The organism is Novosphingobium sp. HR1a (assembly GCF_015594425.1).
GTDB lineage: Bacteria > Pseudomonadota > Alphaproteobacteria > Sphingomonadales > Sphingomonadaceae > Novosphingobium > Novosphingobium resinovorum_A.
In genome coordinates this window covers 188,659-215,095 of record NZ_JABXWS010000051.1, presented here as the reverse complement: position 1 = coordinate 215,095, position 26,437 = coordinate 188,659, and the positions used below count along the sequence as shown (strand labels likewise).

Sequence of the window (26,437 nt, the reverse complement as noted above, 5' to 3'; positions counted from 1 at the left end):
TGCCTACTGATTCGACCTGTCGTTAATTCCAGTTGCTTTCTTCCGAGAATCGACTTGCCGCAAAGGGCGTTTACGGTAGGCTCGGCCCTCTGGCGGTAGTCCGGTCAAGCGACCAGTCTCGGGAAGAAAGGGGCTGCAGATGGATTCGGTGTCGGCTCGGTTTGCAAACGGTGGTGACACCCTTGCCGCGGCCTTTCGCAAAATTCGACGCGAGCGTGGTCTGCGTACGGCCGAAGTGGCCCAGCGCATGGGCATGGCGCTGCGTAGCTATGAAAATTTCGAGGCCGGACGCAGCCGACTGGATATTGCCCGCATATGCGAATTCGCGGAGGCCACCGACAGCGATCCCTTTGCGATCCTTTTTTCAGTGCCGTTTCGCTCTTCCGAATTTGCGGTCGCCTGCGCGGACACCAAGCTCGTTTATATCATGATGATGCTCCTTGAAACCTTCTTCGAGGAGCACGGTAGGGATATAGCCTTGCTGGAGCCGCCGAATCTGATTGGCGGCTTTGAACGCGTGTTCAAGGATCTTGGGGCCAAGCTGCGGGAAAACGAGACGACGCTCAGCCGCTTCTTTGAAGGGCGCCAGGGAAATTCGATTTCACTGGGAAATCTCAGCGTTCGCGGCCTGCGCAAGAAACGCGCTTAGTGGATACCGCGCAGCAGCATGACATAGCCTCCGGCAGCTAGACGCCGCGCGCGGCTGATGAGCCGCCGAGTTTGCATCCTCAGGTAATCGGATGGGTGGCCCCAATCGCGCGCGACGACCTCCTCGCCGAACAGCGAGCACGCGATTAAATGTGCCGAGGAATGACTGGCCAGCGCGTTAAGCGTTCGTAGCAGCATTATGGGACGGCTCGGGTTAGACGCTGGCGTGGACACACCGGCTGTAACGCGACCTAACCGCATAATCGCGTCGAGTTGGCGCAGCGCCAATATCCGGCGAGCGAAATGCTCCCTTCCTGACAGATGGTATGTCAGGCAAACCGGCCCATCGAGCAGCGAGCCCTCGTGAATGCTCAGCCGGACGGCATTGCGGCCATAGCCAATTAGCGCTTCCTCGCCGGCCCGATCCTTTAGTACCGTGACGCCAAGTTTGCTGCGATGGATGTCAAACGCGTCCGCACTTTGCGCCGAACATGCACGTGCCGTCGCCCTTATCGTCAGGGGATCCAGTTTGTGATCCCACATCAGCCGAGCGTTGGCGGCATTCAGCTCTGGGGTTTCCTCGAAAGCGCAAGCCCCACTGCGGCGTTGCCGTGACGGCGACAATCACCTCGATTTTGCCATCGCGAATGCCGACCCGCCTGTTGGCAGGCACGGCCGCGCAATAGTCGCCCCGGCGCCTTAGAACTTCCCAGGCAAAGGCACGGGGGTCAGAAAGAAGCGCCGGATCAGGCAGAGCGCGCGCAACGATCTGGGGGTGAGGTTCAGACAAAGCAGGACATGCCATTGGCGGTGCTCCATGGATCTGTGAGACAGCCAATGGACACTGATGCTTCGTGACACTTCGTTTAAACCACTGCAAATTGGCGACATTTTGCGGTCAGAACCACATGAAACGCAACTTGGCTTCGCGCCTTCGCGGAAATCTCGCGGTCCGCCCACCTGATGCCGACGCGTTTCCCGCAGCTTTCTCGCCGGCCAGGCGATTCGGGAAGGGGGCGGGTGGTGGAACACCTCAACGAGTAAGGGTCCGCTGCTTCGGAATGGGCCTGCAGCCGATAACCCCCGGCCAGTGGCGCGCCCCTATCTCGCGGCACCCGCGCTGCCAGCCCTAGCGGCAATGCCACTCGATATCAACGCGGCTCTGAGACAACGTGTGCTCATCTGCAGTGCGGTGTAGAAGGGCGCCGCCTTCGAGCAGGCTTTTGGAAAGAGCCCGCCCCTTTGACCATCACTAATAGGTTAACGACGCCTTCTTTCAGCAGTGTCGCGCGCGGGCGTACCAGTTTGTCAGTCACACCCTTGGCCGACGAGCCGTGCCCCCTCGGTGTCAGGTTAATGACTGCCGGCTATCTCGGTGGCACCGAACTTGGCCGATTCCTCCTGCGCGGCGAGTTCTGGGTCAGCGGCACTCGGTCCGCCGTCCGACTTAAGCGCACTGCTGCCCTTTTCCACGCCGGACAATGCAAGAACGTACTGCTTCAGCCAGTGCAGGACGTCCATTTCCTTCACGGAAGCGAGCAGCGCCGCATGCCGGCGCTTACGTTCCTTCAACGGCATATCCAAGGCGCGGCTGATCGTCTCGGCGACATGTTCCACCGAGTGCGGGTTGACCAGCAGGGCGTCCTTGAGTTGGGTGGCCGCGCCGGCAAACTGCGAAAGGATCAGCACGCCGGGATCCTCTGGATCCTGAGCTGCCACGTATTCCTTTGCCACAAGGTTCATGCCGTCGCGCAGTGGAGTCACCAACCCGACATTTGCCGCGCGATAGAACCCTGCAAGTTCAGCCCGGGGATAGCCCCGGTTAACGTACCGGATGGGTACGAAATCGACATTGGCATGAGCGCCATTGATGTGCCCTGTCTTTCGCTCGAGGTCCTCGCGAATCTGCTGATAGCTTTCAACGTCGCCCCGACTTGGCGGCGCGATCTGGAGAAGGACTGCCTTTCCGGCCATATCGGGGTGATCGGAAAGAAAACGGCTGAAGCTCTCGAAGCGCTCACCGAGCCCCTTGGAGTAGTCCAGTCTATCCACGCCGATAAGAATTTTCCGGCCCCTGACGCTATCCCTGAGCCGCTGGTGCGCTTCCTTGGCAACGTCGCTCTTCGCGGCTTCCGAGAATTCGGCGTAGTCGATCCCTATCGGAAAAGCGCGGGCGATCACGCGGCGGCCTTGATAGTCGATTGAATTGTCCAGATTGACCGTCAGTCCCATTTCCTTCTGGACATAATGCAGGAAGCTTTCCAGCCATTCGGTCGTTTGCAGGCCAATCACGTCATATTCGAGCATCGATGCGACGAGGCGCTCATGGAAGGGCAGCGATGCCAAAAGCCGGGTTGGCGGCCACGGGGTGTGGAGGAAAATGCCGATGCGGTTCTTAACTCCCTTGCGGCGCAAAATTGAACCAAGGGGAAGCAAATGATAGTCGTGAACCCATACCAGATCATCGTCTGCAATTAAAGGATAGACAGAGTCTGCAAACCGTTCGTTGACGCGTTCATATCCTTCACCGAAATTGCGATCGTATTCGGTCAGGTCAATGCGATAATGAAACAGCGGCCAAAGGGTTCTATTGGCATATCCGTTGTAATATTCTTCGACATCTTGAGATTCGAGGTCGATCGTGGCGGTTGTGACGCCCTCGTTGCGCTGCATGTCGAGGTGGCCTGAAAAATCATCGGTCTCCTGACCGGACCACCCGAACCAGATGCCGCCATGTTCCCGCAGCGCCGAGTTCAGGGCAACAGCAAGCCCACCTTGCGCCCCCGCCGCGCCTGCGGCGCTTGGCACGCTTACGCGGTTCGAGATGACGATCAATCGGCCCATGTCCTGTCCTTCATATTTCGCGTCGCCCTGTTCACGCGTTCCCACCGAACGCTTGAGGGCTCGCAGTAGCTGCGGGTAGTCTGCGCGTTAACGCCAGTCCCGCCACGACCGGGACAATTGCCCGGCACAATTTATGATACCTACCAGCGAGTAGGTCTGGGGAAAGTTCCCCCAAAGCTCTGAGGTTTCAAAATCCATATCCTCGGACAGGAGGCCGGAGCGCGTGCGGTGAGCCAGCATCGCTTCGAAGAGTCGCCGGGCCTCCTCATCCTCTCCGCTGCGGTGAAGCGCCTCGATCAACCAGAAGGTGCAGATGTTGAAAGCTGTCTCAGGAAGCCCGAAATCGTCTTCGCTGTCATAGCGAAGCATGTGCTCGCCTCGGCGCAACGCCTTCTGAACGGCTTTCAGGGTTGCGCGAAACCGGGGATCTTCCGGCGGCAGATAGCGCAGTTCCACCATCTGTAGCAGGCTTGCGTCGAGTTGCGACCCGCCGAAGCTGGCCGCATAATGCCCGCCTGCGTCATGACCTTCCACTTCGTGCCAAGCGCCCGCGTCAATGTTGGCACGTATGGTGTCCGCCCGGTCGCGCCAGAAGGCAGCGCGCTCGTCCAGACCGAGATACTGCGCGGCGTTGGACAGGCGGTCGCACGCGGCCCAGCTCATGACGCTGGAATAGGTGTGGACCGCAGTTCGGGTGCGCAATTCCCACAGGCCGGCGTCGGGCATATCGTGCGTCTTCCATGCCATTTCGCCGACCTGCTCGAGGCTGCGAAAATCGTCCTCGTTGGCGATGCGCAGCAGGCGCTGGTCGAGGAAGCTTTGGATCGAAGGCAGCACGATCTGGCCGTAGCAGTCGTTCTGCACCTGGTAATAGGCCGCGTTGCCGACCCGAACGGGCCCGGTGTTGCGGTAGCCCGGTAGGTCGGCGGCCTCCCACTCGATGATCTCCTTGGCGCCGCTGACCGCATAGAGGGGCTGGATGACCCCGTCAGGTGCATCGGCAACGATGTTGCGCAGATAGGCAAGGTACTTCTCGAGGACGTCCAGGGCGCCGAGATGGTTGAGGGCCTGAACGGTGTAGTAGGCATCGCGTATCCAGCAATACCGGTAGTCCCAGTTCCGCTGGCTGCCAGGCGCTTCGGGGATGGAGGTCGTCAAGGCCGCGACGATCGCGCCGGTTTCCTCGTGCTGGCACAACTTGAGCGTGATGGCTGCCCGGATTACCGCATCCTGCCAATCGAGCGGAGTGGCAAGGCCGCGCACCCACAGGCGCCAGTAATTGCCGGTCCGCTGGAGCATCGTCTCAAGATCATGCTCGACGTTTCCGGCAAACGGCTCGTCCGGGCCAAGGAAGAAGTGCAGCGGCTTTTCCAGGCGGAACCAGCGCTCGTCGAGCACGTAGCCGACCGGCGCATCGGTGGTCAGGCGCAGGGAATTGCGCTCGACCAAATAACGAATGTGGTTCGAACCCTGCGTGATCGGGGCGAGTTTCGCGCCATATCCGCTCATCGGCGTGAGGATAGTGCGAATGCGCGGGGCTCCGGATACGGGCCGGACTATGCGCGCGAAGGCAACCGGGCGGTACATGCGGCCAGATCGTTCGAAGCGGGGCGCGAAATCGTAGATTTCCACCGCCCCTCCGCTCGCGTCTTCAAGCCGGGTCACGAGTATGGGTGTATTGCGCAGATAGTGTTGCTGGACGGAGACTTGGTTCTCCAGTTCAAAGCGCCAGGTGCCAGCATCCTGCCCCCCGTCTCCGCGAAGCAGGGCACAGAAAGTGGGATCTCCGTCGACGCGCGGAACGCAGCCCCAGACGATGGCGCCGGACTCGTTGATGAGAGCGCTGACCTGGCAGTTGCCGATCGGCCAGAGTTCCAGCGAAGTCGGTACGGGCGACGTCATGGGCGGAAATCTCCTTTATGAACGGCCTCGAGGCCGGCTTGCAGCCATCTGTGCACTTCGGCGACGCCGTCGAGGCGAGAAGTGGCTGCGGTGGGTCGAGGAGCGCCAACCAGCACGCCTTGGCCATCGTACCGGCGCACGGCCGCAAATGCGTCCTCGTCGGTCACGTCGTCTCCTATGAAGATCGGGATGGCACCATCGAACGCCGGAAGGGCCATGAAGCGCTCTACGGCCGAACCTTTGTCCGACCCGGGCATCGTCACTTCGATCACCTTTTTGCCGTGCTTGATGGCCAGGCCGAATTTGGCAGCCAGGCTTTCTGTGCAGGCACGAAGATCAGGCAGCACTTCAGGATGATGGCGGTAATGGATTGCCGCGCTGAATGGCTTGGGTTCAACTAGAAGTCCGCCGCTTGCCCGGGCGAAGCGGTTGAGCTCGTCAACAACGGCGCCGGGCAGCGGGGCGGCGAGAGGCTCGATCTCGGCATCTGCCGCGGGCCGGAATTCGCCGCCGTGCGATCCTGCGATAGCCAGGCTGATCGGCCCCAGCAAAGCCTCGAGGGCAGCGATAGACCGGCCGGTGACGATCGCCAGACGGCCGTCGAGCTTACGGGAAAGCTGCACGAGAAGCGCAGGTAGGAATTCCGAAACGACGACGTCGTCCGGGTGATCGGCGATTTCGACTAGGGTTCCGTCGAAATCGAGGAAAAGGGCCGTCGATTGCGAAAGGCGCAGGCATGGAGGCCGGCCGAGGACAGTATCTGTGGCGAAAAAACAGTCTCGATGCGCCGCCTGTGACGGACCGTCGCTCGAATTGGTCATTTATATTTCAGCCTTGCACCAAGTTCATGCCCTTCTCAAAGGGCTGCCAGATGGTTCAATCACATGCTGCGCCGCAATTGCTCACCGGTCAACGGACAACAAGCCGTTCTGTTCCAGTCCGATATGGCAGCGCAGGAGTTATTTAGCACTTCCCTGTTGCATCGCAGCACGTGGCAGCTATTACCGGTTTTCCCAAAGTACCCCGCATCCGTGAGTGACCTTTCGGCCATGTCTATAATCGTACCGGTGATCCTCTGCGGCGGTAGCGGCACGCGGTTGTGGCCGCGCAGCCGGGCCGCGATGCCCAAGCCGTTCCTGCCGCTGGTCGGCGACAGCACTCTGTTCGAAGCGGCGCTGGCCCGCTGCCCCGGTTCCGGGGGTTTCGCGGCCCCGGTCGTGGTGACCGGCCACAAGCACCTGGCCCATGTCGAAGCGCAACTCGGCATGGTCGAGGGGGCGCAGGTCATCGTCGAGCCTTCGGCGCGCAACACCGCCGCCGCCATTGCGCTCGCTGCCTGCCGCCTGCCCGAAGACGCGGTGATGCTGGTCTGCCCGAGCGATCACCACATCGGCAATACCGAGGCTTTCGCGGTCGCCGCAGCCGCTGCGGCGGGGTTGGCGCAGCAGGGCTGGCTGGTGTCCTTCGGCATCGAGGCGACGCGGCCCGAGACCGGCTTCGGCTACCTCAAGCGCGGCGATGCGATCCCCGAGCACGGCGGTTTCCGCACCGCACAGTTCGTCGAGAAGCCGGATCTGGAGCGCGCCAAGGCTTTCCTTGCCGAGGGAATCTACGCCTGGAACGGCGGCATCTTCGCGTTCCGGGTGAAGGATTTCCTCGCCGAACTGACCGCGCACCGCCCGGATGTTGCCGCCAGCGTCGCCGATGCCGTGGCGAAAGGCGCCGAGGACGACCAGCGCTTCCACCCGGACGCGGCGACCTTTGCCGAGGTTCCCAGCGTCTCGGTCGATTACGCGGTGATGGAGAACACGACCCGCGCGGCGATGGTGCCCGCCGACATGGACTGGTCCGACATTGGCAACTGGCAGGCGCTGCATGAGGCGCTGGAGACCGACGCGGATGGCAATGCGGTGCGCGGTTCGGGCACGGTCGAGATGGTCGACTGTCGGGGTGTGCTGGTCGACAGCGACGGCCCGCGCGTCTCGGTGATCGGGCTGGAGAACGTGATCGTCGTCGTCGATGGCGATGACATCATGATCACTACCGTTGCCGGCGTGCAGAAGGTGGGCAATCTTTCCGGCGCCAAGAATCAGTGAGTATTCGCCGATGACCAACGCTCGGACTTCCGCCTCGCTGCCGATCCGACAGGTCGAGAAGCCTTGGGGCCTGGACGTCCTGCCTGCGCCGTTCGAGGCGCCCGAGGGCCAGCGCATCGGCGAAATCTGGTTCGAGCCGCCCGCCGCTCTGCCCGAGCTTCTGGTCAAGTACATCTTCGCCGGCGAGGCGCTGTCGGTGCAGGTCCACCCTTCCGACGCGCAGACGCTCGCCAAGGGCATCGGGCGGCAGGGCAAGGAGGAATGCTGGCTGATCGTCGCTGCCGAGCCGGGTGGCAAGCTGGGCATCGGCTTCGACCGGGAGATCGGCGAGGATGCGATGCGCGCCGCCGCGCTTGACGGGTCGATCGAACACCTGATGACCTGGCATGAGGTCGTGCCGGGCGACTTCTTCTACATCCCGGCCAATACCGTCCATGCCATCGGCGCGGGCGTCAGCTTGATCGAGGTGCAGCAGAACAGCGACATTACCTATCGCCTCTACGACTACGGCCGCCCGCGCGAGCTGCATCTGGAGGACGGGATGGCGGTATCGCACGGCGAGCCGTACTCGCGTGAGCAATGGTTCAGGCACGTGCCGCTGGACGGTTCGCAGGTGCTGGTCGATGGCCCGCTCTTCGTGCTGGACCAGGTCGCGGGCGTGCCGTCGCAGGAGATCGCGATGCGCTATCCCGATGCACTGCTGGTGATCCCGCGCGAGGGCGCGGTCGAAGTCGCGGGCGAGTCCATCGCGCCCGGCAGCTGTGCGCTGGCGATGAGCCTCGCCGACGTGCGATTTGCGGAAAACGGCGTTTGCCTGCTGACGAGGCCCTGTAAAATCGCGTCCTGACGGTGCATGAAGGGGGACATGATCGTCCAGACCATCCAGTTGGCACTGACGCCGGTTTTCGTGCTCGTGGCCATCGGCAATATCCTCAACATCCTCTCGACGTGGCTCGGGCGCGTGGTCGATCGCGCGCGCATCCTGCAGGAGCGGCACGGCACCACGCAGGGGATGGAGCACGACATGGTGGTCGAACTAGGGCGTGCTGGTCGACAGCGACGGTCCGCGTGCCTCGGTGATCGAGCTGGAGAACGTGATCGTCGTCGTCCATGGCGACGACATTATGATCACCACCATCGCCGGCATGCAGAAGGTGGGCAAGCTCGCCGGTGCCGTCAACGAGTAGGCGCTGACCGAAAGTCGCTTGTGCCTGACCTCAAAGTTTCCCAATGGCCGGGCATGGCAGTGTACGGCCGATTGGTCATCACAAGGTCGGTTTCTGCGATACCGCGGAGGCCGATTTATGAACCTTCTGATCATCGGGTTTCTCGCCGGTTCTTAAAGGATGTGGAATGAAGAAAATCGTTGCGTTCGATCTCGACGGTACCCTGGCGCTGAGCAAGCAGCCGCTGACGGAGGAGATGGCGGAGCTTCTCGCGCAGTTGCTCACCGTTGCGCAGGTGGCCGTCATTTCGGGCGGTGACTGGCCGCAGTTCGACAAGCAGGTCGCCAGTCGTCTCCCCGCGCATGCCGATCTCTCCCGCTTGTGGATGATGCCGACCAGCGGCGCCAAGCTCTACCTGCACAGCGACGGCGCGTGGTCGCCGGTCTATGCGGAACTGTTCACCGAGGAGCAGAAGCGGGAAATCCTCGATGCCTTCGACGCCTCGCTGGCCGCGACCGGTTTCACGCCCGAGGAGACCTGGGGTGAGCGTATCGAGGACCGCGGCAGCCAGATCACCTTCTCGGCACTGGGCCAGCAGGCCCCGCTGGAGGCGAAGGAACACTGGGATCCGGACTTCGCCAAGCGAAAGGTGATCCAGGCTGATCTCATCAAGCGCCTTCCGGGCGTGTCGATCAACCTCGGCGGTGCGACTTCGGTGGATGTCACTCAGCCCGGCGTTGACAAGGCGTGGGGTCTGCGCCGCCTTGCCGAGCGCAGCGGGGTGGCGGAAGCGGACATGCTGTTCATCGGCGATGCGATCTTCCCGGGCGGCAACGACTATCCGGCCAAGGCGATGGGCCTCGACACCGTCTGCGTGCGTGATCCGGCCGATACCGCCAATGTGATCACCGCGATCGTCGCCTGCCAGAAGGCGGGCTGAGAGGGCTCGCCCGGAGTGCCGGACGCGGGCATGGTACAGGCCTGATGCCCGCTTTCTACCTTACCTTCCTGGCCGTCCTGCTGGCGGGGCTCGGCGCGCGTGACCAAGTCACGATCGCCGGGCTCGCGCTCGGTCAGGGACGGCGTCCGGCCGTTCTGGTCGTGGCAATCCTCACCAGCATCGCGACCGCGACGCTGGCGGCCTATGCGGCTGCGCTCATGCTCGTCCAGTTACCGCCGCCCGCGCGCACCATTTTCGCGGCCATCGCCCTCGGCATGGCCGGGCTTGAATCCATGGTGCTGGCACCCCGCCGCGATCCGCGCGAGCCGACCAACTCGCTTGGTGCGCTCGCACTGGTATTGCTGGCGCATCAGGTCACAGATGCGCCGCGCTTTCTCGTTTTTGGCATGGGTGTGGGACTTGCCGGTCCATGGCCGGCAGGAGCCGCCGGAGCTATAGGCGGCACGGTGCTTGTCGCTTTTGCGTGGGCGAGGCCGGACCTTCTGGCGACGCCGGTGGCGCATGGGATGCGCCGGGTGGTCGGCGCCGTACTGCTGGTCACGGCGATCACCGTGTTCCTCCGGCAAATCGGCATTCTGTGATCGATTTTTGCAATCGAACCTATGCTTTCCAATCGCGTTTCTTGGGCTTAGTTCTGTTCACAACACGACAAATCGAGGGAATCCAAACATGACGTCCAAGGACAACTCGCAGGCCGCGCTCATTGACAGCCTCAACGGGCTGCTGGCGGACACTTTCGCACTCTACGTGAAGACCAAGAATTTTCACTGGCATGTCCGGGGCCCGCAGTTCCATGACCTGCATCTGCTGTTCGATGCCCATGCGACCGAGATCTTCGGCCTGACCGACCTCATCGCCGAGCGGGTGCGCAAGCTCGGTGGCAAAACCTTGACCTCGATCGGGGCGATCGGCGCCAAGGCCACTATCAAGGACGAGGACGACACCAGCCTCGACGCGATGGCGATGGTCAAGGCGTTGTTCGAAGACAATACCGCCTATGTCGCGACCCTGAAGGCGACCAAGGAACTGGCCGGTGAAGCCGGCGACAACGCCACCGACGGGATCATCGACGACTGGACTGACCAGGCCGAGCAGCGCGCCTGGTTCCTGCGCGAGATTCTCGCCTGACCCATTCCGCAGTGGGACGGGAGCGCCAGGGCGCTCCCCGCGCTCAGAGCGAAATGATCGAAGGCGCAGGCGGCGTCGCTATTGCCATGCGGTTCGCCGAGAGCGTGAGCGCGGCGGTGGGCGTCCCGGATGATATCGCCGGCCCCGGCCGTGCGCGCTCCTCGCGCATTTACGATATTTGACCTGCGTGTTGCAGAAGCACTGTGGTCGTGGCCGCGTCAGTAACCAATAGGCTGAGGCAAGATGCCGCTGAAATTTCAATACACAAATCGGCGCATTTCCTGCGGGGCGACATGGGCGTGTCCATTTGCTGCAACACCAACAACGCACATATCCGGCAAAAATATTGACTTTACAAATTTTAAGGATCTACCGCCTGCAAGACTTTCACACATATCCTTCTTCGGCGAAAAAGCGCAGCGGATTATGCCAAATTAGGCAGAAACCCATTTTTTCTCTGATCGAGGATCTACTTTTCCCACGCTAATTTTGCCGTGATCTTTAGCTAATTCAAAATATGCACAGCGATTCATCGCTGGCAGGGCACGCTTCATCCATGCGCGCTTGAGTTGCGATGGACCTTTCCGCACCCATTGTGCACTGCAGCGAATAGTGTCCGATCCTCCCGGCCAACTTGAATGTATGCTGCAGGTCACTTCGGTGAAATCAGGGCGGCAGTGAGGATCCCTTTCTCGACGTCGAAAGGATATTTATGATCAAGAAAACTCTGCTCTCTCTGAGCGTCGCGGCGATGGTTGCCGCTCCTGTGGCGGCCCAGGCTGGCACCACCGCTTCGGCTTCGGTTGGTAAGATTTCCAACCTCAGCGGCGTTGGCGCTCGTCAGTCGTCCGTTGTTAAGAAGAAGAACAACGCTGAATCCGGCACCATCATTCTCGCCGCTGTTGGCGTGGCTGCGGTAGGCGCTGGCATCTACGTCATCGCTGACGATGATAACAAGTCGAACGGCTCCTGATCTTTTTCGGGAACTCAGACTAAGAGTGGGATGGCCGGGGCGGCATACCGCCCCGGCCATTTCGTTTTGTGCAGGCTTTCGTACCGAGCAGACAAGTTGCCAAGTCGTCACGTAGGTCACTGGCCTGGGCATGGGCCGGAATTGTGAGGGCATCCAGGCGGAGCCCCGTCAGGCGCGCACCAGACGAGTCGGAAGGAGAGGGGGCGGGTGGTGGAACACCTCAACGAGTAAGGGCCCGCTACTTCGAGGTGCGCCTGTCGCCGTTGACCCCCGGCCTGTGACGTACCCCTGTCTCACGGCACCCGCGCCGCCAGAAGTACTGGTACCGGCGCCGGACATCAACATTGCCGCGCAGGCAATATTCGCCGAATGGGGTACGCCCAGATCAGTTGGGGCGAGGCGCAAAACACTTTGCCTCACAGACGATCCCCGCCGCACCTTTCAATGCCCGGCGCCGGGGCAGCAACGTCTGATCCGCACGCTCGACGGGGGTGGCTCGGCGCGCGGCGCTTCACGAGCGCGAGCGTAAGGATCTGAGAAAGCCCATCAGCCTGTGCTTGCGTCGATGCGTCGTCATCAACTCGTCGAGATAGTGATGCCACTCGGCGGTTCTGCCGAGCGTGATGAACCCGCACGCAGCCCGCTCGAGCCAGAAAGCGGCAAGGTCGTATCGGCTCGAGCGCCCGCTCTCGATGATGGGGGACGCCATCTTCACCGCAAAACCGGCAGCCCATTCAGGGCGGGCCTTGAGCGCGGCATTGGTTAGCCTAACGAGCGCTTCGTCGCGGGCATAATGCAATCGTGGGTTGGCGTGTTCGATGCTTGCGATCGCGTCATCGAGCCTACCTTCATCAAGCAGGATGTCGATGCGGTCGACGGCGTAAGCGGCGGCGATCAGGCGACCGAGCAGTTCTTCTCGCACTGTGTCCCACTGATGGGGCTCGCAGATTTTCGCAGCCGCCCTGAAATCCTCGCGGGCGAGGCTCGTTTCAAAAGCGCCGATGGCGGCTGACACCGCCTTTGCGGGCTGACCTGCGAGCGCCGCCCGATCTCGCACCCAGCGACACAGCGTCAGCCATGCGTGAGCGCTTGTGTGGGCCGCCGTATCGGGATCAGGCGGCATCGATAGGCCCCAGCCGCCAAGATCGAGCGCGGCGTCACACCGCCCGGTGTCCCACACGGCGTTGGCAAGTCCGAGAACATCTTCGGGCGCGCGCAAATGGGTTCTGGCAACGTCCATGGCGTCCACGATCCGGTCAAGGCGTACCAGCATTCCTGCATGCGCTGGGAAGTGCTTCGCGGCGAATGAAAAACGCAGGAACTCCTGGTGGCGATCCATCACGTCCAGCGCCGATAGCCGGGCTGCGGTAAGCCGCTCCTCATCGGCATCGCTGCTGCCGATCACCGGCCAGGTCGAGCCACGACCGGCCAGGAGATCCTCGAGGCCGGGGTCGTCCCATCGGCGCGAAGCGGCGGCGATGGCCAACTCGAATGCACCGCTAGCGCTGTATTTGGCAATTTCGTGCTGGCAGCGGCTGAGCGAGTCGCAGGCATCGTCGCAGGACTCCCGGGTGACGCTCTGGAGAAGAACGGCAACCGCAATCCGCTCGTTGAGAATCTCCAGGAGGTCCTCGAAGCAGCCATCGCGCTCGTCGCAATTGCCTACGACTTCGGCAAGCCCTCGTGCCAGAGGGATCAGGATCGCCAGCGCACTGACACCGTCTTTCGCGGTAAGCAATGTGTTCGCCTGCGCAACCAGTTCATCGAGTGCTTCGTAATCAACTTCGACCAGGGTATCGTGCCGATAGTCTCCTCGGAACCCTACGAACGGTGGCGCGAGCAATGCGGCAATCCGCGCTTCGAACGGTGCCGGATCCAGCCCGGCACCGTCATTCAGCGAGTTCTGGATAGCCAGTTGCGCCGCGAGCCAGGCCTTGAAGCGGTCGTCGTCACGGGCGTGACGGTCAATGAGGTCAATCAGCGCTTCGTGGCTGAGCCTCTCGAGCTCGGTCCTGATATCGCTGCTCAAGCGGGTTCACCTGTCGTTGGCGTTCTTGTTGTCGGCCTGCCCACCGGCGCGCCGCAAAGGGAAGACCGGTGCCAGGGATTTCATCGCCGCGTCGAAATCCTCTTCCATGTCGATGCCCATCGCGATGCCGGAGATCATGGGTTCAACGGCGCGCATGACCAGATCCTCACCCATCAGGTGCGACTGGTAAATCAGTTCATGCAGATCGTGACGCTTCTCCTCGATCTCGTCGGGACCGCCATCACTTGCGGAAAGTGCGAGCATGATCGCAAGGCTTTCACTTTTGCGCAAAGGAACGACGATCCCGAAGCCGACATACCAGGGGCCAAGGTCCACGAAGCGACCCGCTATCAGCACTTCGCCGATCACCTGTACCTGCTGGGCTAGCGCATGATCCATGATATGGATGGGGCGCTGGCGATCCAGCAAATCCAGTGCGTGTACACCCCCGTCCTTGTGGACACCGATCACGCGAAAGATCGAGAAAATGGCTGCAGGCAGGCGCGCAGCGATCGCGGATTTGAGCGGATCGCGCTTGACCGGCAGCTTGCCGGCGATCCGGTCGATAGCGCGGCGCGCGCGCAGCGGGTCGCGCCGCGAGAACAAAGCGGTGTCGCTCAGCATTTCTATGGCCGCCGTGTCATCTTCATCGAGGCCGCCGAGATCGAGGACCTCCCACGCGAACCTGCGATCAGCCTGCGTCAGCTTGACGACACACAAGTCAAGAACGTCGTTGAACGCCTGCCGCACTGCCGCATAGCCGGTCACTGCGATGACCTCGCTTTCGGTCTCCAAAGCTGCCATTGGGTGCCTTTCCTCGACTACGGCGTCGTTTCCGACCCGGAAGTTTCGTAATTTCCAGAGCTGAACAGCGATCTGAACGCTTTTTCCGCAGCGGCATCACCCTCCTCGGTGAACCACACCGACTTGCGTCGCCGTGCGGGGTCGGAAATGAGCCCGCGCTCGTGAAGCCGGTTCATCGCTGCCCAGTCGAAGCCTTTCCACGCCACTCCGGTTACCTGCTGGTTGAGCCACAGCAATGCAAGTATGGCTTCATCAACCTTGTCCTTGGCAATCTCCATGCTTCCCGTCCTGGCGCGCGTATGGTTAGAGGCCGCATCGCCGCTCGTGCCTGATCGCGCGAACGTGGCGGCCACAAAAACTCCGTCGTCTGGCAATGGGACGATAGCATGACGAGGTCAGGAGGGGAAACCTCGGTCCTGACGATTGCCGGAGCATCACGTGGCGCGGGAGCTCGTGGCCGGGGCGGCGAGGCGATGCGATGCATGATCCCTACCGGTAAGCGATACAACGAACTGTGCCAGGCCGGATTCGATCAAGCCGCGCTTGCGACCAGATGTCAGGAGCTTCGCGAGGGTGCCGCGCGGCTTGCAAGGGAATCAGAAAGGGCGGGGTAGCGGCGTCAGGATCAATGGCTGTGAGCGACTCACAAGCGAACCGGACAGTGAACTTTCGGTATCTCCGCCTTCATGAGTTCGACGCGCGCCTTGCGCGAGCGGTGCGTCGGGTCGCGCAGCAGTCGCAGCATGTCCTGCTTGTCCCGGCGTAACCAGAACTGCAGTCCGATTTCCGGATCGAAGCCGGCGCATGTCGCAAGCTGCAAGCCCAGGGCATCCGCGCGATCTTCCATTCGGCGACGTTCGGCAATGTTCGGCGCGGTACCGTCCTGATAGGCCACGTGTCCAAGCTCGTGTCCCGCAACAAGCGCCAGTTCGTCGTCGTTGATGGTAAAGTCGATGAGCCTGCTCGAAATCGCGACATTGTTGCCGTCCGAGAAAGCGGTGATCCCCTGACCGGTCTTGATGACGAAACGAGCCGCGCAGGTACGCTCGGGCCGCACTTGCGCTTGGACGTCCTTTCCGTCGCGGCGCAGGCCGAGCGTGAGAGGCGCAGTGGCGGGAAACTGCGCGAGCCGCTGCTCGAGTTCGTCGGCGATCAGCGCTTTGTCAGGTGATGAGGCGATAATGCCGCGGACAGCACGGCCATCGATGGAAACCAGTGTATCGCCGGCATGGACTCCCGCGATATCGGCAGGCCCGCCTTTGACGACGACCGCGATCTGAGGATCCTCGCCCATGTCCAGAAGCTGGGAAATCGCGGAGCGATCGCTTTGTTCATAGGCGCCCAGATCATCGATTGCCACACCGATCGTAGAAGCCTGCTTCTCGCAGATGCCGACAGCAGCGCGGTTCAGCCGGTATCCAATCGAAGTTACCCGCGCCATCTGCTGTCGCAAGGTAACCGGCCACGGCTCATCGGGCGCTGCCGCCACGGCCGGGGATGACAGCGCTTCGCTCCCAAGGACGAGTGACAGCACGGCCCAGCCGCAGAGCCGAAGTATGAAACAATTCGTTCTGCGTATCCGCAAGCGGTCTGGCCTCATTTCTCATGCCCATCGCCAGCAAGGCGACTTACGGCTACGGTCCAGTTGGATGTAACACTACTGCTTTGCATCCAGCCAGGAAATACCATCTCCTGTCGCACCCTGCTAGAGCGGTTTGTGATCCGATTCTATCAGATGGAACGCTATAAGATTTTGATGTACATGATTTTTTAGCTCTCAGGTGATTCAGCCTGTTGAGACAATGCGTTAGCTGCCTTTTCCCTCATTGACCATTTTGGTTCGTTTTATCGGGCCTTTACCGACCGCGTCTTTGTTTCAATCAGCAAGCAGCTGCGACATGCGGTTCACGGATGTCGGCGCATGCCGGATGGTTCGTCGTCCTTTCCGATCATGAGGCATCCGGTGTCGCCGCCCGCCGACCAGAATTGGCACGATGCTGCATCAAGCATCCGCTCGGCGCGACACTGATGAGGCGGTGTGCGCCGAATTGGACGAACATATGCGTTGATGTCAGCTCGGATCGCTGACGCGGGAAGGATCAGCGAATGATGGCTGCCCTTTCGAGGAGCGGCTGCCACCAGTCCTGGCGCGCAAGGAACCAGGACAGCGTCTCCGTGAAGCCCTGCGGGAAATCGCGTGCGGGGGCGTATCCGAGTTCATTGCGAGCCTTGGTCTCGTCAATCGCGTAGCGACGGTCATGACCCTTGCGATCGGTTACGAAGGCCTTGAGTTCCTCGCTCCTGCGCCCCCGTGCGGCCGGGGCATTGGGAAACCGCTCGGCCAGCGAGGGGTCTGCGGCGAAGGCATTGTCTACCGCGCGGCAGATTTCCTCAATCACTTTCAGATTCGGCAGTTCCTGCCCGCCGCCGATGTTGTAGACTTCACCCGGCTTGCCGTTCTGAAGGCAGGCCTCGATGCCCCGGCAGTGATCCTCGACGTGCAGCCAGTCGCGCACGTTCATGCCGTCGCCGTAGATCGGCAGGGACTTGCCGTTCAGCGCGTTGAGGGTGAAAAGCGGGATCAGCTTCTCGGGAAACTGGAAAGGGCCGTAATTGTTCGAGCAGTTGCTGGTCGTGGTTTCAAGCCCGTAGGTATGGTAGTAGGCGCGTACGAGATGGTCACTGCCTGCCTTGGACGCAGAGTAGGGCGAATTGGGTGCATAGGCAGTGGTCTCGCTGAAGGCCGGATCGTTCGGGCCGAGCGAGCCGTAGACTTCGTCCGTGGAGACGTGGTGGAAGCGATGTGGTTTTCCGCTGCCTTTGTCGAGCCACGCCGTCTTTGCCGCTTTGAGCAGGCTGTGCGTGCCGATCACGTTTGTCGTGACGAAAGCATCGGGGCCGGTGATCGAGCGATCGACGTGGCTTTCCGCCGCGAAGTGGACGATGGTGTCGATGTCATGGTCATCGATGATCGACGAAACGAGATCGGTGTCGCAGATATCGCCTTCGACCAGGAGGACATCGTCCAGTCCGTCGAGGTTGGACTTGTTACCGGCATAAGTCAGCAGGTCGAGGACGACGATGTTGTCCTGCGGCGCGATGCGATTGCGGTAATGGACGTAGTTTGCGCCGATGAAGCCTGCGCCGCCGGTGACGATAAGATTAGCCATTGGTCCTGATCTCGGTAATCATCTTGCGAAGGTTGATGCGCCAATGCAGCGTGGGGCCGCCAAGGGCGGTGAACGTCGAGGTCTTGTCCAACACGGAATAGTGTGGACGGCGCGCGGGCGTGGGATATTCGACTGCGTTGATCGGAATCACCGGTACTGCCGTGTCCAGAAGCCCGGCCGCGAGTGCCTCTTCCTGGATTGCGACGGCAAAGTCGTACCAGCTGCACGCCCCTGCGTCAGTGTAGTGGTGCAATCCGGTCACCCCGTTGGACGAGAGCGTCCACAATGCTGCAGCAAGACCCGGGGCATATGTCGGGGTTCCGATCTGGTCGGCAACCACGCGCACTTCCGGACGCTCGCTCATGAGGCGCAGCATGGTGCGGACGAAATTGCCGCCATGGGGGGCATAAACCCAGGCCGTACGCACGATCAGTGCGTCCTCGCCTGCGGCGACTTCGCCGGCGAGCTTGGTGCGGCCATAGGCACTGATGGGCGCGGGCCTAGCGTCGGGTGCGTAAGGCACGCCGGACAGTCCGTCGAACACGAAGTCGGTGGAAACGTGCACGAAGCGGGCCCCAACACTGCGCGTGGCATCGGCGAGGTAACCGACCGCCGTCGTGTTTACCGCAAGCGCGGCGTCCTCGTCGCCTTCGGCCTTGTCCACCGCAGTATAGGCGGCGGCGTTGAACACCACATCGGGTCTAACCTCGGCAACGAGCGCCGATACTGCAGCGGGGTCGGTGATATCGAGGGTGTCGATGTCATGGCCGACGATGTCGGCTTCGGCGGGGGCGGTTGCGGACAGGCCCTTCCCGAGTTGCCCTTTGGCCCCGACGATCAGCGCCTTCATGCGAAAGGCTCCACTTCGTTCAGCGGCTTGCCGACCATGTCCTTCGCAGAAAGCTGGGGATCAATTCCCTCGAGCGGCCATTCGATGCCGACCTCAGGATCGTTCCACATGAGCGAATGCTCGTTGGCGGGATCGTAGAAATCAGTGCATTTGTAAAGGAAGTCGGTGCCGTCTTCCAGACTGACGAAACCATGAGCGAACCCCGGTGGCACCCATAGCATCCGCTTGTTCTGGGCAGAAAGTTCGATACCGCCCCATTTGCCGTAGGTCGCCGAGCCGGCGCGCAGATCCACCGCGACATCCCAGGCGCGACCGGCGGTGACACGCACGAGCTTGCCTTGCGGCTTGGGCTGCTGATAATGCAGGCCACGCAGCACGCCCTTGGCGGAACAGCTGTGGTTGTCCTGCACGAAGTCTAGATCCAGGCCGAGGCTGGCAAAGGTCTTGCGGTTCCAGCTTTCCATAAAAAATCCGCGATCATCCCCGAACGCGCGTGGTTCGATGATGACGAGGCCGTCGATTTCGGTCTGTATGATATTCACGCTCCGGTTTCCGCCACGAGGAGGGGTTCGCGGTTCTTCAGAAGGTTGAGCAAGTAGGCGCCATAGCCGCTTTTCACGAGCGGAGCGGCGATCTCTTCGAGGCGGGAATCGTCGATGAAACCCTTGCGCCACGCGATTTCTTCGGGACAGGCAACCTTCAGGCCCTGGCGTTCCTCGATGATCCGGACGTAGTTGCCTGCATCGAGGAGCGAGGCGTGCGTGCCCGTATCGAGCCAGGCGTACCCGCGGCCCATGATCTCGACCGTGAGTTCACCGTTCTCGAGGTAGATGCGGTTGAGGTCGGTAATCTCAAATTCACCGCGCGGGCTGGGCTTGAGATCACGGGCATAGTCGACCGCCTTGCCGTCGTAGAAATAAAGGCCGGTCACCGCATAGTTCGAACGCGGGTTCTGCGGTTTTTCCTCGATGGTTTCCGCACGACCCTGAGCGTCGAACGAGACGACGCCGTATGCCTTCGGATTTTTCACGTAATACCCGAAGACCGATGCTCCGGTCTCGCGATCGCCGGCGTTGGCCAGCCGTTCAGGCAAGCCATGGCCGTAGAAAATGTTGTCGCCCAGAACGAGTGTGGAAGGGTTGCTGCCCACGAAATTCGCGCCGATGTGGTAGGCCTGTGCAAGTCCCGCCGGTTCGGGCTGGATGGCATACTGAAGCTCGATGCCGAAGTCCGATCCGTCGCCCAGCAGCGCCTTGAATGCCGGCTGGTCGTGCGGGGTGGTGATGATGAGGATTTCCCGGATGCCCGCCAGCATGAGGACGGACATCGGGTAATAGATCATCGGCTTGTCGTAGACGGGCATCAGTTGCTTGGAGACGCCTCGGGTAAGCGGATAAAGGCGGGTGCCGGAGCCGCCGGCAAGAATGATACCTTTTCTCAACGTCTACCCCTCTTCTGAACTGGCGGGTTTGTTTTGCAAGAGGTCATGGCGCTTCGATTGAGATATCGGAAAACTCGGTTAGTCATCGTCACGATTACAGATCCTTTTGGATTCCGCTCTTCCGTCACTGCCTTGTGGCGAACGGATGGAGGATATGAGATGATTTCCGAGATTGCGCGTAAGTCCTCATCGGAGAAATCTTGATGCAGCGCAATTAGGATATTTAGCTCCGCAAAAGCACTTTCTACAAGGACGTTGGAAATTTTAGTGGCAAAATTTGCACAAGCAGATTTGCTGGCAGCGTGTTTGCGTATTCTACGAGAAAATCACCGATTTCCAATTATATGTGCGCGGCTCGCAGTTCCATGACCTGCACTTGCCGCTCGACGCCCATGCCACCGAAATTGTCGCCCTGACTGATCTCATCGCCGAGCGCGTGCGCAAGCTGGACGGAAAGACCGACACTTCGATCGGCGCGATCGGCGCGAAGACGACCATCAAGGAAGAGGACGACACCAGCCTCAGCGCGATGGCGATAGCCAAGGACCTGTTTCAGGACAATACCGCCTACGTCGCCACCCTGAAGGCGACCAGCGCACTGGCCGGAGAAGCCGGCGATAACGCCACTGACGGTATTATCGACGACCGGGCCGACCAAGCCGAGCAGCGCGCCCGGTTCCTGCGCGAGAATCTCGCTTGGCCCATTCCGCAGCGAGCGGCGGAGTGCTAGGGCGCTCCCTATGCTCAACGTCGAAATGATCGAAGGCGCCGACGACGCTGCCATCGCCACCTGGTTTGCCGCGCGCCTGCGCAGTGCGCTGGCTATATCTACCGAGATCGCCGTGACCGTGCCGGGCGGCTCCACGCCTTTCCCGATCTTCGAGCGGCTTGCGGCCGAGGATCTCCCGTGGCCGCGCATTGCGGTGTGGCCGGGCGATGACCGCATCGTTGCCGAGGACCATCCCGCCAGCAACGTTGGCAAGATCCGCGCCCGGCTCGAGCCCGCCGGTGCGAGGATCGTCCCGCTGACCGAGGATGCGACGCCGCCGCATTTCGCCATCGCATGGCTGGGGATGGGCGGCGATGGTCATATCGCCTCGCTGTTCCCCAATACCGACCCCCAGGTCGATGATGCGCTGCCGGTTCGTCGGCTAACCCCCGATCCGCTCCCTCCCGAGGCGCCGTTTGATCGGGTGAGCCTCACCATCCCCTCGCTCATCGATAGCGACGAGATCGTGTTCGTCATCCGGGGTGCCGACAAGCGCGCGGTATTCGACGCGGCGATTGCCGGGGAGCATGACCTGCCCGTCGCCCGCCTGCTGCGTACAACTAGCGCGAAAGTCACTTGCTTCTGCTGATCCGTTTGCCCGCGCCGCTGCACCGGGCGCTCTACCGGGCGGCGCATGCGATACGCGTGAAGGTCTGGCGCGTATGGCGTCCGCGCCTCGACGGGGTGCGCATACTGGCGCTCGATGCGGATGAGCGCATCCTGCTGGTACGCCATTCCTATGGCTCGGACAAATGGATGCCGCCTGGAGGCGGCCTCAAATCCGGCGAGGACCCGGTCGCCGCTGCGGTGCGTGAAACTCTGGAGGAGACCGGCTGCGCACTCGTTGGCGCGCGCTTGCTGACAGTGAGCACCGAGGAACTGCACGGCAGCCGCAATGTTGTGCGGGTCGTGCGCGGGGCCGCCCGCGGCGAGCCGCGCGCCGATGGGCGCGAAATCGTTGAGGCGTGCTTCTTCGCCCTGGATGACTTGCCGCAGCACATGCCGCGTGGGCTGGCGGAGGAGATCAGGCACTGGGCGGCAGTTTGACAAGGCGTGCTGGCGACGCGCCCTTGTGCAAGGGAAGGCTGCTGGTCTGGAGGTTCGCAATTCGCGGGCGCCGCAGCGCGAAGCCGCTGCCTGGATGACATCCGATTTACGAGAACGGTCATCATCGTCAGTTATCATGTCACCAATATACACACTGGTGATAATGCGATGAGCCCGCGCTACGGTCGCAAAACGGCAGTGACAGCGTGGTTGATTGTCCCAGTACCCGGCCATTTTCAGGGCTGGTATCCAGCGAGCCGGATGAACAATTTCCCGGCATCAGAGCTAATGAAGTTGCAAAGCTTGCGTTTTCACTTTGCGCGCCTTGCTCGGGAACTCGGCAGTCAGATTTCCATTGGTACCCGTCGCTACCGCGTGAAGGGCTACCTTCCAAGCCAGTTTGCCGTCGAAATGGGGCCCGAGCCGTACCTTGCCAAGCCACTGGGCGCCGCGATGGCTTCGCGGGCTGGCCCGATCGTTGATGTCGGAGTGAACAAGGGGCAGACGTTGCTGCGCATCCTGTCGATCGACGCGGACAGAGAATATGTCGGATTCGAGCCGCAGTCTGCATGTTGCGCGCTCGCTCAGCTTTTCATCAAGGACAACGCCCTTCGTAACGTGACGGTGGTCGGCGTTGCGCTCAGCGACAGTGATTGCCTCCTGCCGTTCTACGCGGAGGGGGCTTACGATGAAATGGGGACGCTCGATGTGCAATCGAGGGCTCGGTATGTTGACACTGTGCCGCCCCAGTTCGTTCCGGCGCGCAAAGGGGACGGGGCGTTGCAGGATCTGAACGTGCTCGCGCCGGCCATTATCAAGGTCGGTGTCGAAGGTGCCGAACTGAGCGTATTCCGGGGCTTGTCCGAAACGATCGCACGCGCCCGGCCGATCTGCTTCTTTGAGGTATTGCCGAATTATATGGGCGACGATCGGGAAGCCATCGATAAGGATGTTGCCGCGGCCAATCGCGAGAAGGCGGGAGCAATTTTCCAGTTCTTTCGGGATTCAGGATACCGGATTTACCAGATCGACCTTGCGGGCGAGGAATCGCCGATCGATGCTTTCGATCTCGACAATCCGGGCGCTTTTCTCGGAAGCGACTATGTTGCCCATCCTGTGTAACTGATACGAGGATGCGTGCCCTGTGATCGGCGCGAGCGGCCGCTTCGTGCACCTCTGATCCCGAATGCCGGACGGGATTGACTTGCGACGAACCGCCCGTGGGCAAGCGTGCAAGCGCAAGGTCTTCCATGTCGGCGCTGAGCCCCGTAATGTCAGGGGATGCGTATTCGCTCCCTTCTGCTCGCCGGCCTGCTGATTCCGCTCGGTCCGTCCATTTCCGCCCAAAGTACGCCGCAGCCCACCCGCATCCTCGACGCGAAGAGCGCGCAGCGGTTAGCGGCGAACAAGGGGCTGGCGCTGCAGTGGATCGACTGGAACACGCGCGGCACGGCAGTGGTGCGGCAGGACGATGGCGTCTGGAAGCTGCGCGGTGCACAGGCCGAAGCGGGCGGGGCCGGGCGTCTGTTCCTCGACGGCACCATCTCCGAGATTGGCGCAGACTATTTCACTTTCGAGGGCCGCATCGCCATCACCGATACGCCCGATGCCGGACGCCAGTGCGATAAGACGAAAATCTGGCATTTTGCGATAACACAGAATCGCAAGTATTACCGGCTGCGCGAATTCGAATGGTGTGACAGCCTGACGGATTACATCGATATCTATTTTTGAGGTGCCGCGAGGCAGCATAAAAAACCCCGCCTGGATCGCGCCAGGCGGGGTTTTCGTTTCGGCATCCGACGCGCCGGGTCGGATCAACTCGCGGCGAGGTTGCGCAGCACGTACTGCAGGATGCCGCCGTTGTTGAAGTATTCGACCTCGTTGGCGGTATCGATGCGGCACAGCGCGATGAACGTGAACTGGGTGCCGTCGGGGCGGGTCACCTCGACTTCCACGTCCTGGCGCGGCTTCAGGCTGGCAACGCCCTTGATGGTGAAGGCGCAGTCGCCGTTGAGGGCCAGGCTGTGGCGGCTCTCGCCGTCCTTGAACTGCAGCGGCAGCACGCCCATGCCGACGAGGTTGGAGCGGTGGATGCGCTCGAAGCTTTCGACGATGACCGCGCGCACGCCCAGCAGGTTGGTGCCCTTGGCCGCCCAGTCGCGCGAGGAGCCGGTGCCGTATTCCTTGCCGGCGATGACCACCAGCGGCGTGCCTTGCGCCTTGTACTTCTGCGCGACGTCGTAGACCGCGCCAGGCTCCTCGCCGAAGCGGCTCATTCCGCCTTCGATGCCGGGGACCATCTCGTTGCGGATGCGAATATTGGCGAACGTGCCACGCATCATCACTTCGTGGTGGCCGCGGCGCGAGCCGTAGGAGTTGAAGTCCGCCTTGGCGACCTGGTGCTCCATCAGCCACTTGCCCGCCGGGCTGTCGGCCTTGATGGACCCTGCCGGCGAGATGTGGTCGGTGGTGATCGAATCGCCCAGGATCAGCAGCGGCTTGGCCTCGATGATGTCGGTCACCGGCGCCGGGGTCATCTCCATGCCCTCGAAGTAGGGCGGGTTGGCAACATAGGTGGACCCGGCGCGCCACTTGTAGGTTTCCGAGCCGACCACGTTGATCGCCTGCCAGTGCTTGTCGCCCTTGTAGACGTCGGCGTAACGGGCCTGGAACATCTGGCGGTCGACGGCGGCGGTCATCGTCTCGGCGACTTCGAGGTTGGTGGGCCAGATGTCCTTGAGGAACACATCCACGCCGTCCTTGCTCTTGCCGATCGGGGTGGTGAGGAAGTCCTCCACCACGGTGCCCTTGAGAGCGTAAGCGACGACCAGGGGCGGCGAGGCGAGGAAGTTGGCGCGCACGTCGGGCGAGACACGGCCCTCGAAGTTGCGGTTGCCCGAGATCACCGCGCTGGCGACGAGGCCGTTGTCGTTGATCGCCTTGCTGATCGGCTCGGCCAGCGGGCCGGAGTTGCCGATACAGGTGGTGCAGCCGTAGCCGACGAGGTTGAAGCCGATGTTGTCGAGGTGCGCCTGCAGGCCCGCCTTGTTGAGATAGTCGGTGACGACCTGCGATCCCGGCGCGAGGCTGGTCTTGACCCAGGGCTTGGGCTTCAGACCCAGCTCGTCCGCTTTCTTGGCGACGAGACCGGCGGCCACAAGAACGCTCGGGTTCGAGGTGTTGGTGCAGCTGGTGATCGCCGCGATCATGACGTCGCCGTCACCGATGTCGAAGTCCTTGCCTTCGACGGGGACGCGCTGCGGGGTCTTCTTGTACGTCGCGGCCATATCGGCGTTGAACACGTCGTCCACTTCGGGAAGGGCGACCCAGTCCTGCGGGCGCTTGGGACCGGCGAGCGAGGGCACGACGGTCGACAGGTCCAGCTCCAGCGTGCTGGAGAAGATCGGATCGGGCGCGCCCGGCTCCATCCAGAAACCCTGCTCCTTGGCATAAGCCTCGACGAGGGCGATCTGCTCTTCCTCGCGGCCGGTCAGGCGCAGGTAGTCCAGCGTCTTGCCGTCGATGCCGAAGAAGCCGCAGGTCGCGCCGTATTCGGGGGCCATGTTGGCGAGCGTCGCGCGGTCGGCGAGGCTGAGCGAGGCGAGGCCGGGGCCGAAGTACTCGACGAAGCGGCCGACGACGCCGTGCTTGCGCAGCATCGAGGTGCAGGTGAGCACGAGATCGGTGGCGGTGACGCCTTCCTTCAGCTCGCCCACGAACTTGAAGCCGACGACTTCGGGGATCAGCATCGACACCGGCTGGCCGAGCATCGCGGCCTCGGCCTCGATCCCGCCGACGCCCCAGCCCAGTACGCCGAGCCCGTTGACCATCGTGGTGTGGCTGTCGGTGCCGACGCAGGTATCGGGATAGGCGACCAGTTCACCGTTCTGGTCCTCGCTCGACCACACGGTCTTCGCGATGTTCTCCAGATTGACCTGGTGGCAGATGCCGGTGCCCGGCGGCACCGCATAGAAGTTGGAGAGCGACTTGGAGCCCCACTTGAGGAAGTCGTAGCGCTCCATGTTGCGGGCGTACTCGATCTCCATGTTCTCTTCGAAGGCCTTGGGGTGGCCGAATTCATCGACCATGACCGAGTGATCGATGACGAGGTTCACCGGGACCAGCGGGTTGATCTTGCTGGTGTCGCCGCCGAGCTTGGCGATCGCATCGCGCATGGCGGCAAGATCGACCACGCAGGGGACGCCAGTGAAGTCCTGGAGGAGAACGCGGGCCGGGCGGTACTGGATTTCCTCGCCGGTGACGGGGTTCTTCTGCCAGTCCACTACGGCCTGGATATGCTCGGTGCCGACGGTGAAGCCGCCGTCCTCGAAGCGCAGCAGGTTCTCGAGCAGCACTTTCATCGAGAAGGGGAGGCGGGAAACATCGCCCAGTTTCTCGGATGCCTTGCCTAGCGAGTAGTAAGCGACGGTCTTGCCGCCGACGGTCATGGTGCTGCGGGTGCCGAGCGAGTCCTGTCCGACCTGTGTCATGGTGGGCTTTATCCCCTTTTGTGTAGAGCCTGCCTCGGGGACAACACGATTTGCTGCGTCGTGTTGCAGTGCGACAGGCGGAAATCTCTAGTCCCGGACGTGGGCTCTCGGCGGCC

Annotated in this window: 28 protein-coding genes and 1 pseudogene; 15 read left to right on the top strand and 14 right to left on the bottom strand. The window is 61.9% G+C overall.

Annotated features, from left to right (window positions below; genetic code table 11):
* Positions 1-139 precede the first annotated feature (139 nt).
* Positions 140-649, top strand: coding sequence for a helix-turn-helix transcriptional regulator (locus HWN72_RS14605; protein WP_008827695.1), 510 nt, complete (start codon positions 140-142; stop codon positions 647-649).
* Here the strand turns inward: HWN72_RS14605 and HWN72_RS14600 are convergent.
* The 5 genes from HWN72_RS14600 to otsB all read right to left on the bottom strand — a co-directional run bounded on the left by HWN72_RS14600 (position 646) and on the right by otsB (position 6,215).
* The gene (locus tag HWN72_RS14600) at positions 646-1,191 is read right to left on the bottom strand and encodes a DNA -binding domain-containing protein (protein ID WP_051586921.1); all 546 of its coding nucleotides are present in this window, start codon (positions 1,189-1,191) and stop codon (positions 646-648) included. The genes HWN72_RS14605 and HWN72_RS14600 overlap by 4 nt on opposite strands.
* Positions 1,112-1,453: a transcriptional regulator domain-containing protein gene (locus tag HWN72_RS32005; RefSeq protein WP_373877733.1), complete on the bottom strand. Its 342-nt coding sequence runs from the start codon at positions 1,451-1,453 to the stop codon at positions 1,112-1,114. Before HWN72_RS32005 ends, HWN72_RS14600 begins: the two co-directional genes overlap by 80 nt.
* 548 nt (positions 1,454-2,001) lie before the next feature.
* A complete protein-coding gene (gene otsA, locus HWN72_RS14595) occupies positions 2,002-3,492 on the bottom strand; it encodes an alpha,alpha-trehalose-phosphate synthase (UDP-forming) (RefSeq protein WP_211150522.1) in 1,491 nt (496 codons plus the stop codon).
* 87 nt (positions 3,493-3,579) lie between these two features.
* Positions 3,580-5,394, bottom strand: coding sequence for a glycoside hydrolase family 15 protein (locus tag HWN72_RS14590; protein WP_211150521.1), 1,815 nt, complete (start codon positions 5,392-5,394; stop codon positions 3,580-3,582).
* A complete protein-coding gene (otsB, locus tag HWN72_RS14585; RefSeq protein WP_211150520.1) occupies positions 5,391-6,215 on the bottom strand; it encodes a trehalose-phosphatase in 825 nt (274 codons plus the stop codon). The genes HWN72_RS14590 and otsB overlap by 4 nt, the downstream gene beginning before the upstream one ends.
* Positions 6,216-6,443: 228 nt before the next feature.
* Between otsB and HWN72_RS14580 the strand changes: the two genes are divergently transcribed.
* The 9 genes and pseudogenes from HWN72_RS14580 to HWN72_RS14545 all read left to right on the top strand — a co-directional run bounded on the left by HWN72_RS14580 (position 6,444) and on the right by HWN72_RS14545 (position 11,718).
* Positions 6,444-7,490, top strand: a complete 1,047-nt coding sequence (locus tag HWN72_RS14580) for a mannose-1-phosphate guanylyltransferase (RefSeq protein ID WP_211150519.1) — start codon at positions 6,444-6,446, stop codon at positions 7,488-7,490.
* 10 nt (positions 7,491-7,500) lie between these two features.
* Positions 7,501-8,337 (top strand): class I mannose-6-phosphate isomerase, encoded by an 837-nt coding sequence (locus HWN72_RS14575; RefSeq protein ID WP_211150518.1) that lies wholly within the window; start codon positions 7,501-7,503, stop codon positions 8,335-8,337.
* 6 nt (positions 8,338-8,343) lie between these two features.
* Positions 8,344-8,505 (top strand): annotated as a pseudogene (locus HWN72_RS14570) (DUF2721 domain-containing protein); the annotation flags it as partial.
* Between the two features lie 28 nt (positions 8,506-8,533).
* Entirely contained in the window at positions 8,534-8,677 is a 144-nt protein-coding gene (locus HWN72_RS14565; RefSeq protein ID WP_248006024.1) for a hypothetical protein, read from the top strand.
* Between the two features lie 166 nt (positions 8,678-8,843).
* On the top strand, positions 8,844-9,596 hold the full coding sequence (locus HWN72_RS14560) for an HAD-IIB family hydrolase (protein ID WP_211150517.1): 753 nt from the start codon (positions 8,844-8,846) through the stop codon (positions 9,594-9,596).
* Between the two features lie 44 nt (positions 9,597-9,640).
* The gene (locus HWN72_RS14555) at positions 9,641-10,198 is read left to right on the top strand and encodes a hypothetical protein (RefSeq protein WP_211150516.1); all 558 of its coding nucleotides are present in this window, start codon (positions 9,641-9,643) and stop codon (positions 10,196-10,198) included.
* Positions 10,199-10,286: 88 nt separating this feature from the next.
* The gene (locus HWN72_RS14550) at positions 10,287-10,745 is read left to right on the top strand and encodes a Dps family protein (RefSeq protein ID WP_008827646.1); all 459 of its coding nucleotides are present in this window, start codon (positions 10,287-10,289) and stop codon (positions 10,743-10,745) included.
* A gap of 53 nt (positions 10,746-10,798) precedes the next feature.
* Complete coding sequence (locus HWN72_RS31585) at positions 10,799-10,927, top strand: hypothetical protein (RefSeq protein ID WP_256434576.1); 129 nt, start codon at positions 10,799-10,801, stop codon at positions 10,925-10,927.
* Between the two features lie 530 nt (positions 10,928-11,457).
* The gene (locus HWN72_RS14545; RefSeq protein ID WP_036526832.1) at positions 11,458-11,718 is read left to right on the top strand and encodes a hypothetical protein; all 261 of its coding nucleotides are present in this window, start codon (positions 11,458-11,460) and stop codon (positions 11,716-11,718) included.
* A gap of 511 nt (positions 11,719-12,229) precedes the next feature.
* Here HWN72_RS14545 and HWN72_RS14540 read toward each other — a convergent pair.
* From HWN72_RS14540 to rfbA, 8 genes are all read right to left on the bottom strand, one after another.
* Positions 12,230-13,747, bottom strand: coding sequence for a hypothetical protein (locus HWN72_RS14540; protein WP_211150515.1), 1,518 nt, complete (start codon positions 13,745-13,747; stop codon positions 12,230-12,232).
* Between the two features lie 6 nt (positions 13,748-13,753).
* A complete protein-coding gene (locus HWN72_RS14535; RefSeq protein ID WP_211150514.1) occupies positions 13,754-14,551 on the bottom strand; it encodes a hypothetical protein in 798 nt (265 codons plus the stop codon).
* Positions 14,552-14,568: 17 nt separating this feature from the next.
* A complete protein-coding gene (locus tag HWN72_RS14530; RefSeq protein WP_211150513.1) occupies positions 14,569-14,829 on the bottom strand; it encodes a DUF6429 family protein in 261 nt (86 codons plus the stop codon).
* Between the two features lie 365 nt (positions 14,830-15,194).
* On the bottom strand, positions 15,195-15,992 hold the full coding sequence (locus HWN72_RS14525) for a M48 family metalloprotease (RefSeq protein ID WP_211150512.1): 798 nt from the start codon (positions 15,990-15,992) through the stop codon (positions 15,195-15,197).
* 658 nt (positions 15,993-16,650) lie between these two features.
* Positions 16,651-17,721: a dTDP-glucose 4,6-dehydratase gene (rfbB, locus tag HWN72_RS14520; RefSeq protein WP_211150511.1), complete on the bottom strand. Its 1,071-nt coding sequence runs from the start codon at positions 17,719-17,721 to the stop codon at positions 16,651-16,653.
* Positions 17,714-18,571 carry a dTDP-4-dehydrorhamnose reductase gene (gene rfbD / locus HWN72_RS14515; RefSeq protein WP_211150510.1) on the bottom strand — a complete coding sequence of 286 codons (858 nt, stop codon included), beginning with the start codon at positions 18,569-18,571 and terminating at the stop codon, positions 17,714-17,716. The genes rfbB and rfbD overlap by 8 nt, the downstream gene beginning before the upstream one ends.
* Entirely contained in the window at positions 18,568-19,113 is a 546-nt protein-coding gene (rfbC, locus tag HWN72_RS14510) for a dTDP-4-dehydrorhamnose 3,5-epimerase (protein ID WP_211150509.1), read from the bottom strand. Before rfbC ends, rfbD begins: the two co-directional genes overlap by 4 nt.
* A complete protein-coding gene (gene rfbA / locus HWN72_RS14505; protein ID WP_211150508.1) occupies positions 19,110-20,012 on the bottom strand; it encodes a glucose-1-phosphate thymidylyltransferase RfbA in 903 nt (300 codons plus the stop codon). Before rfbA ends, rfbC begins: the two co-directional genes overlap by 4 nt.
* A gap of 277 nt (positions 20,013-20,289) precedes the next feature.
* On the opposite strand from rfbA, the gene HWN72_RS14500 reads away from it, so the two are divergent.
* The 5 genes from HWN72_RS14500 to HWN72_RS14480 all read left to right on the top strand — a co-directional run bounded on the left by HWN72_RS14500 (position 20,290) and on the right by HWN72_RS14480 (position 23,562).
* Positions 20,290-20,742, top strand: a complete 453-nt coding sequence (locus HWN72_RS14500) for a Dps family protein (RefSeq protein ID WP_211150507.1) — start codon at positions 20,290-20,292, stop codon at positions 20,740-20,742.
* 10 nt (positions 20,743-20,752) lie between these two features.
* Positions 20,753-21,370: a 6-phosphogluconolactonase gene (locus HWN72_RS14495; protein ID WP_008827641.1), complete on the top strand. Its 618-nt coding sequence runs from the start codon at positions 20,753-20,755 to the stop codon at positions 21,368-21,370.
* Positions 21,358-21,828 (top strand): NUDIX domain-containing protein, encoded by a 471-nt coding sequence (locus HWN72_RS14490; RefSeq protein WP_008827640.1) that lies wholly within the window; start codon positions 21,358-21,360, stop codon positions 21,826-21,828. Before HWN72_RS14495 ends, HWN72_RS14490 begins: the two co-directional genes overlap by 13 nt.
* Positions 21,829-21,996: 168 nt before the next feature.
* Positions 21,997-22,950, top strand: a complete 954-nt coding sequence (locus HWN72_RS14485; protein WP_211150506.1) for an FkbM family methyltransferase — start codon at positions 21,997-21,999, stop codon at positions 22,948-22,950.
* A 159-nt stretch (positions 22,951-23,109) separates the two neighbouring features.
* Complete coding sequence (locus HWN72_RS14480; protein WP_008827638.1) at positions 23,110-23,562, top strand: hypothetical protein; 453 nt, start codon at positions 23,110-23,112, stop codon at positions 23,560-23,562.
* 83 nt (positions 23,563-23,645) lie between these two features.
* Here HWN72_RS14480 and acnA read toward each other — a convergent pair whose 3' ends face one another.
* Positions 23,646-26,321 (bottom strand): aconitate hydratase AcnA, encoded by a 2,676-nt coding sequence (acnA, locus tag HWN72_RS14475; RefSeq protein WP_008827637.1) that lies wholly within the window; start codon positions 26,319-26,321, stop codon positions 23,646-23,648.
* Positions 26,322-26,437: the final 116 nt, after the last annotated feature.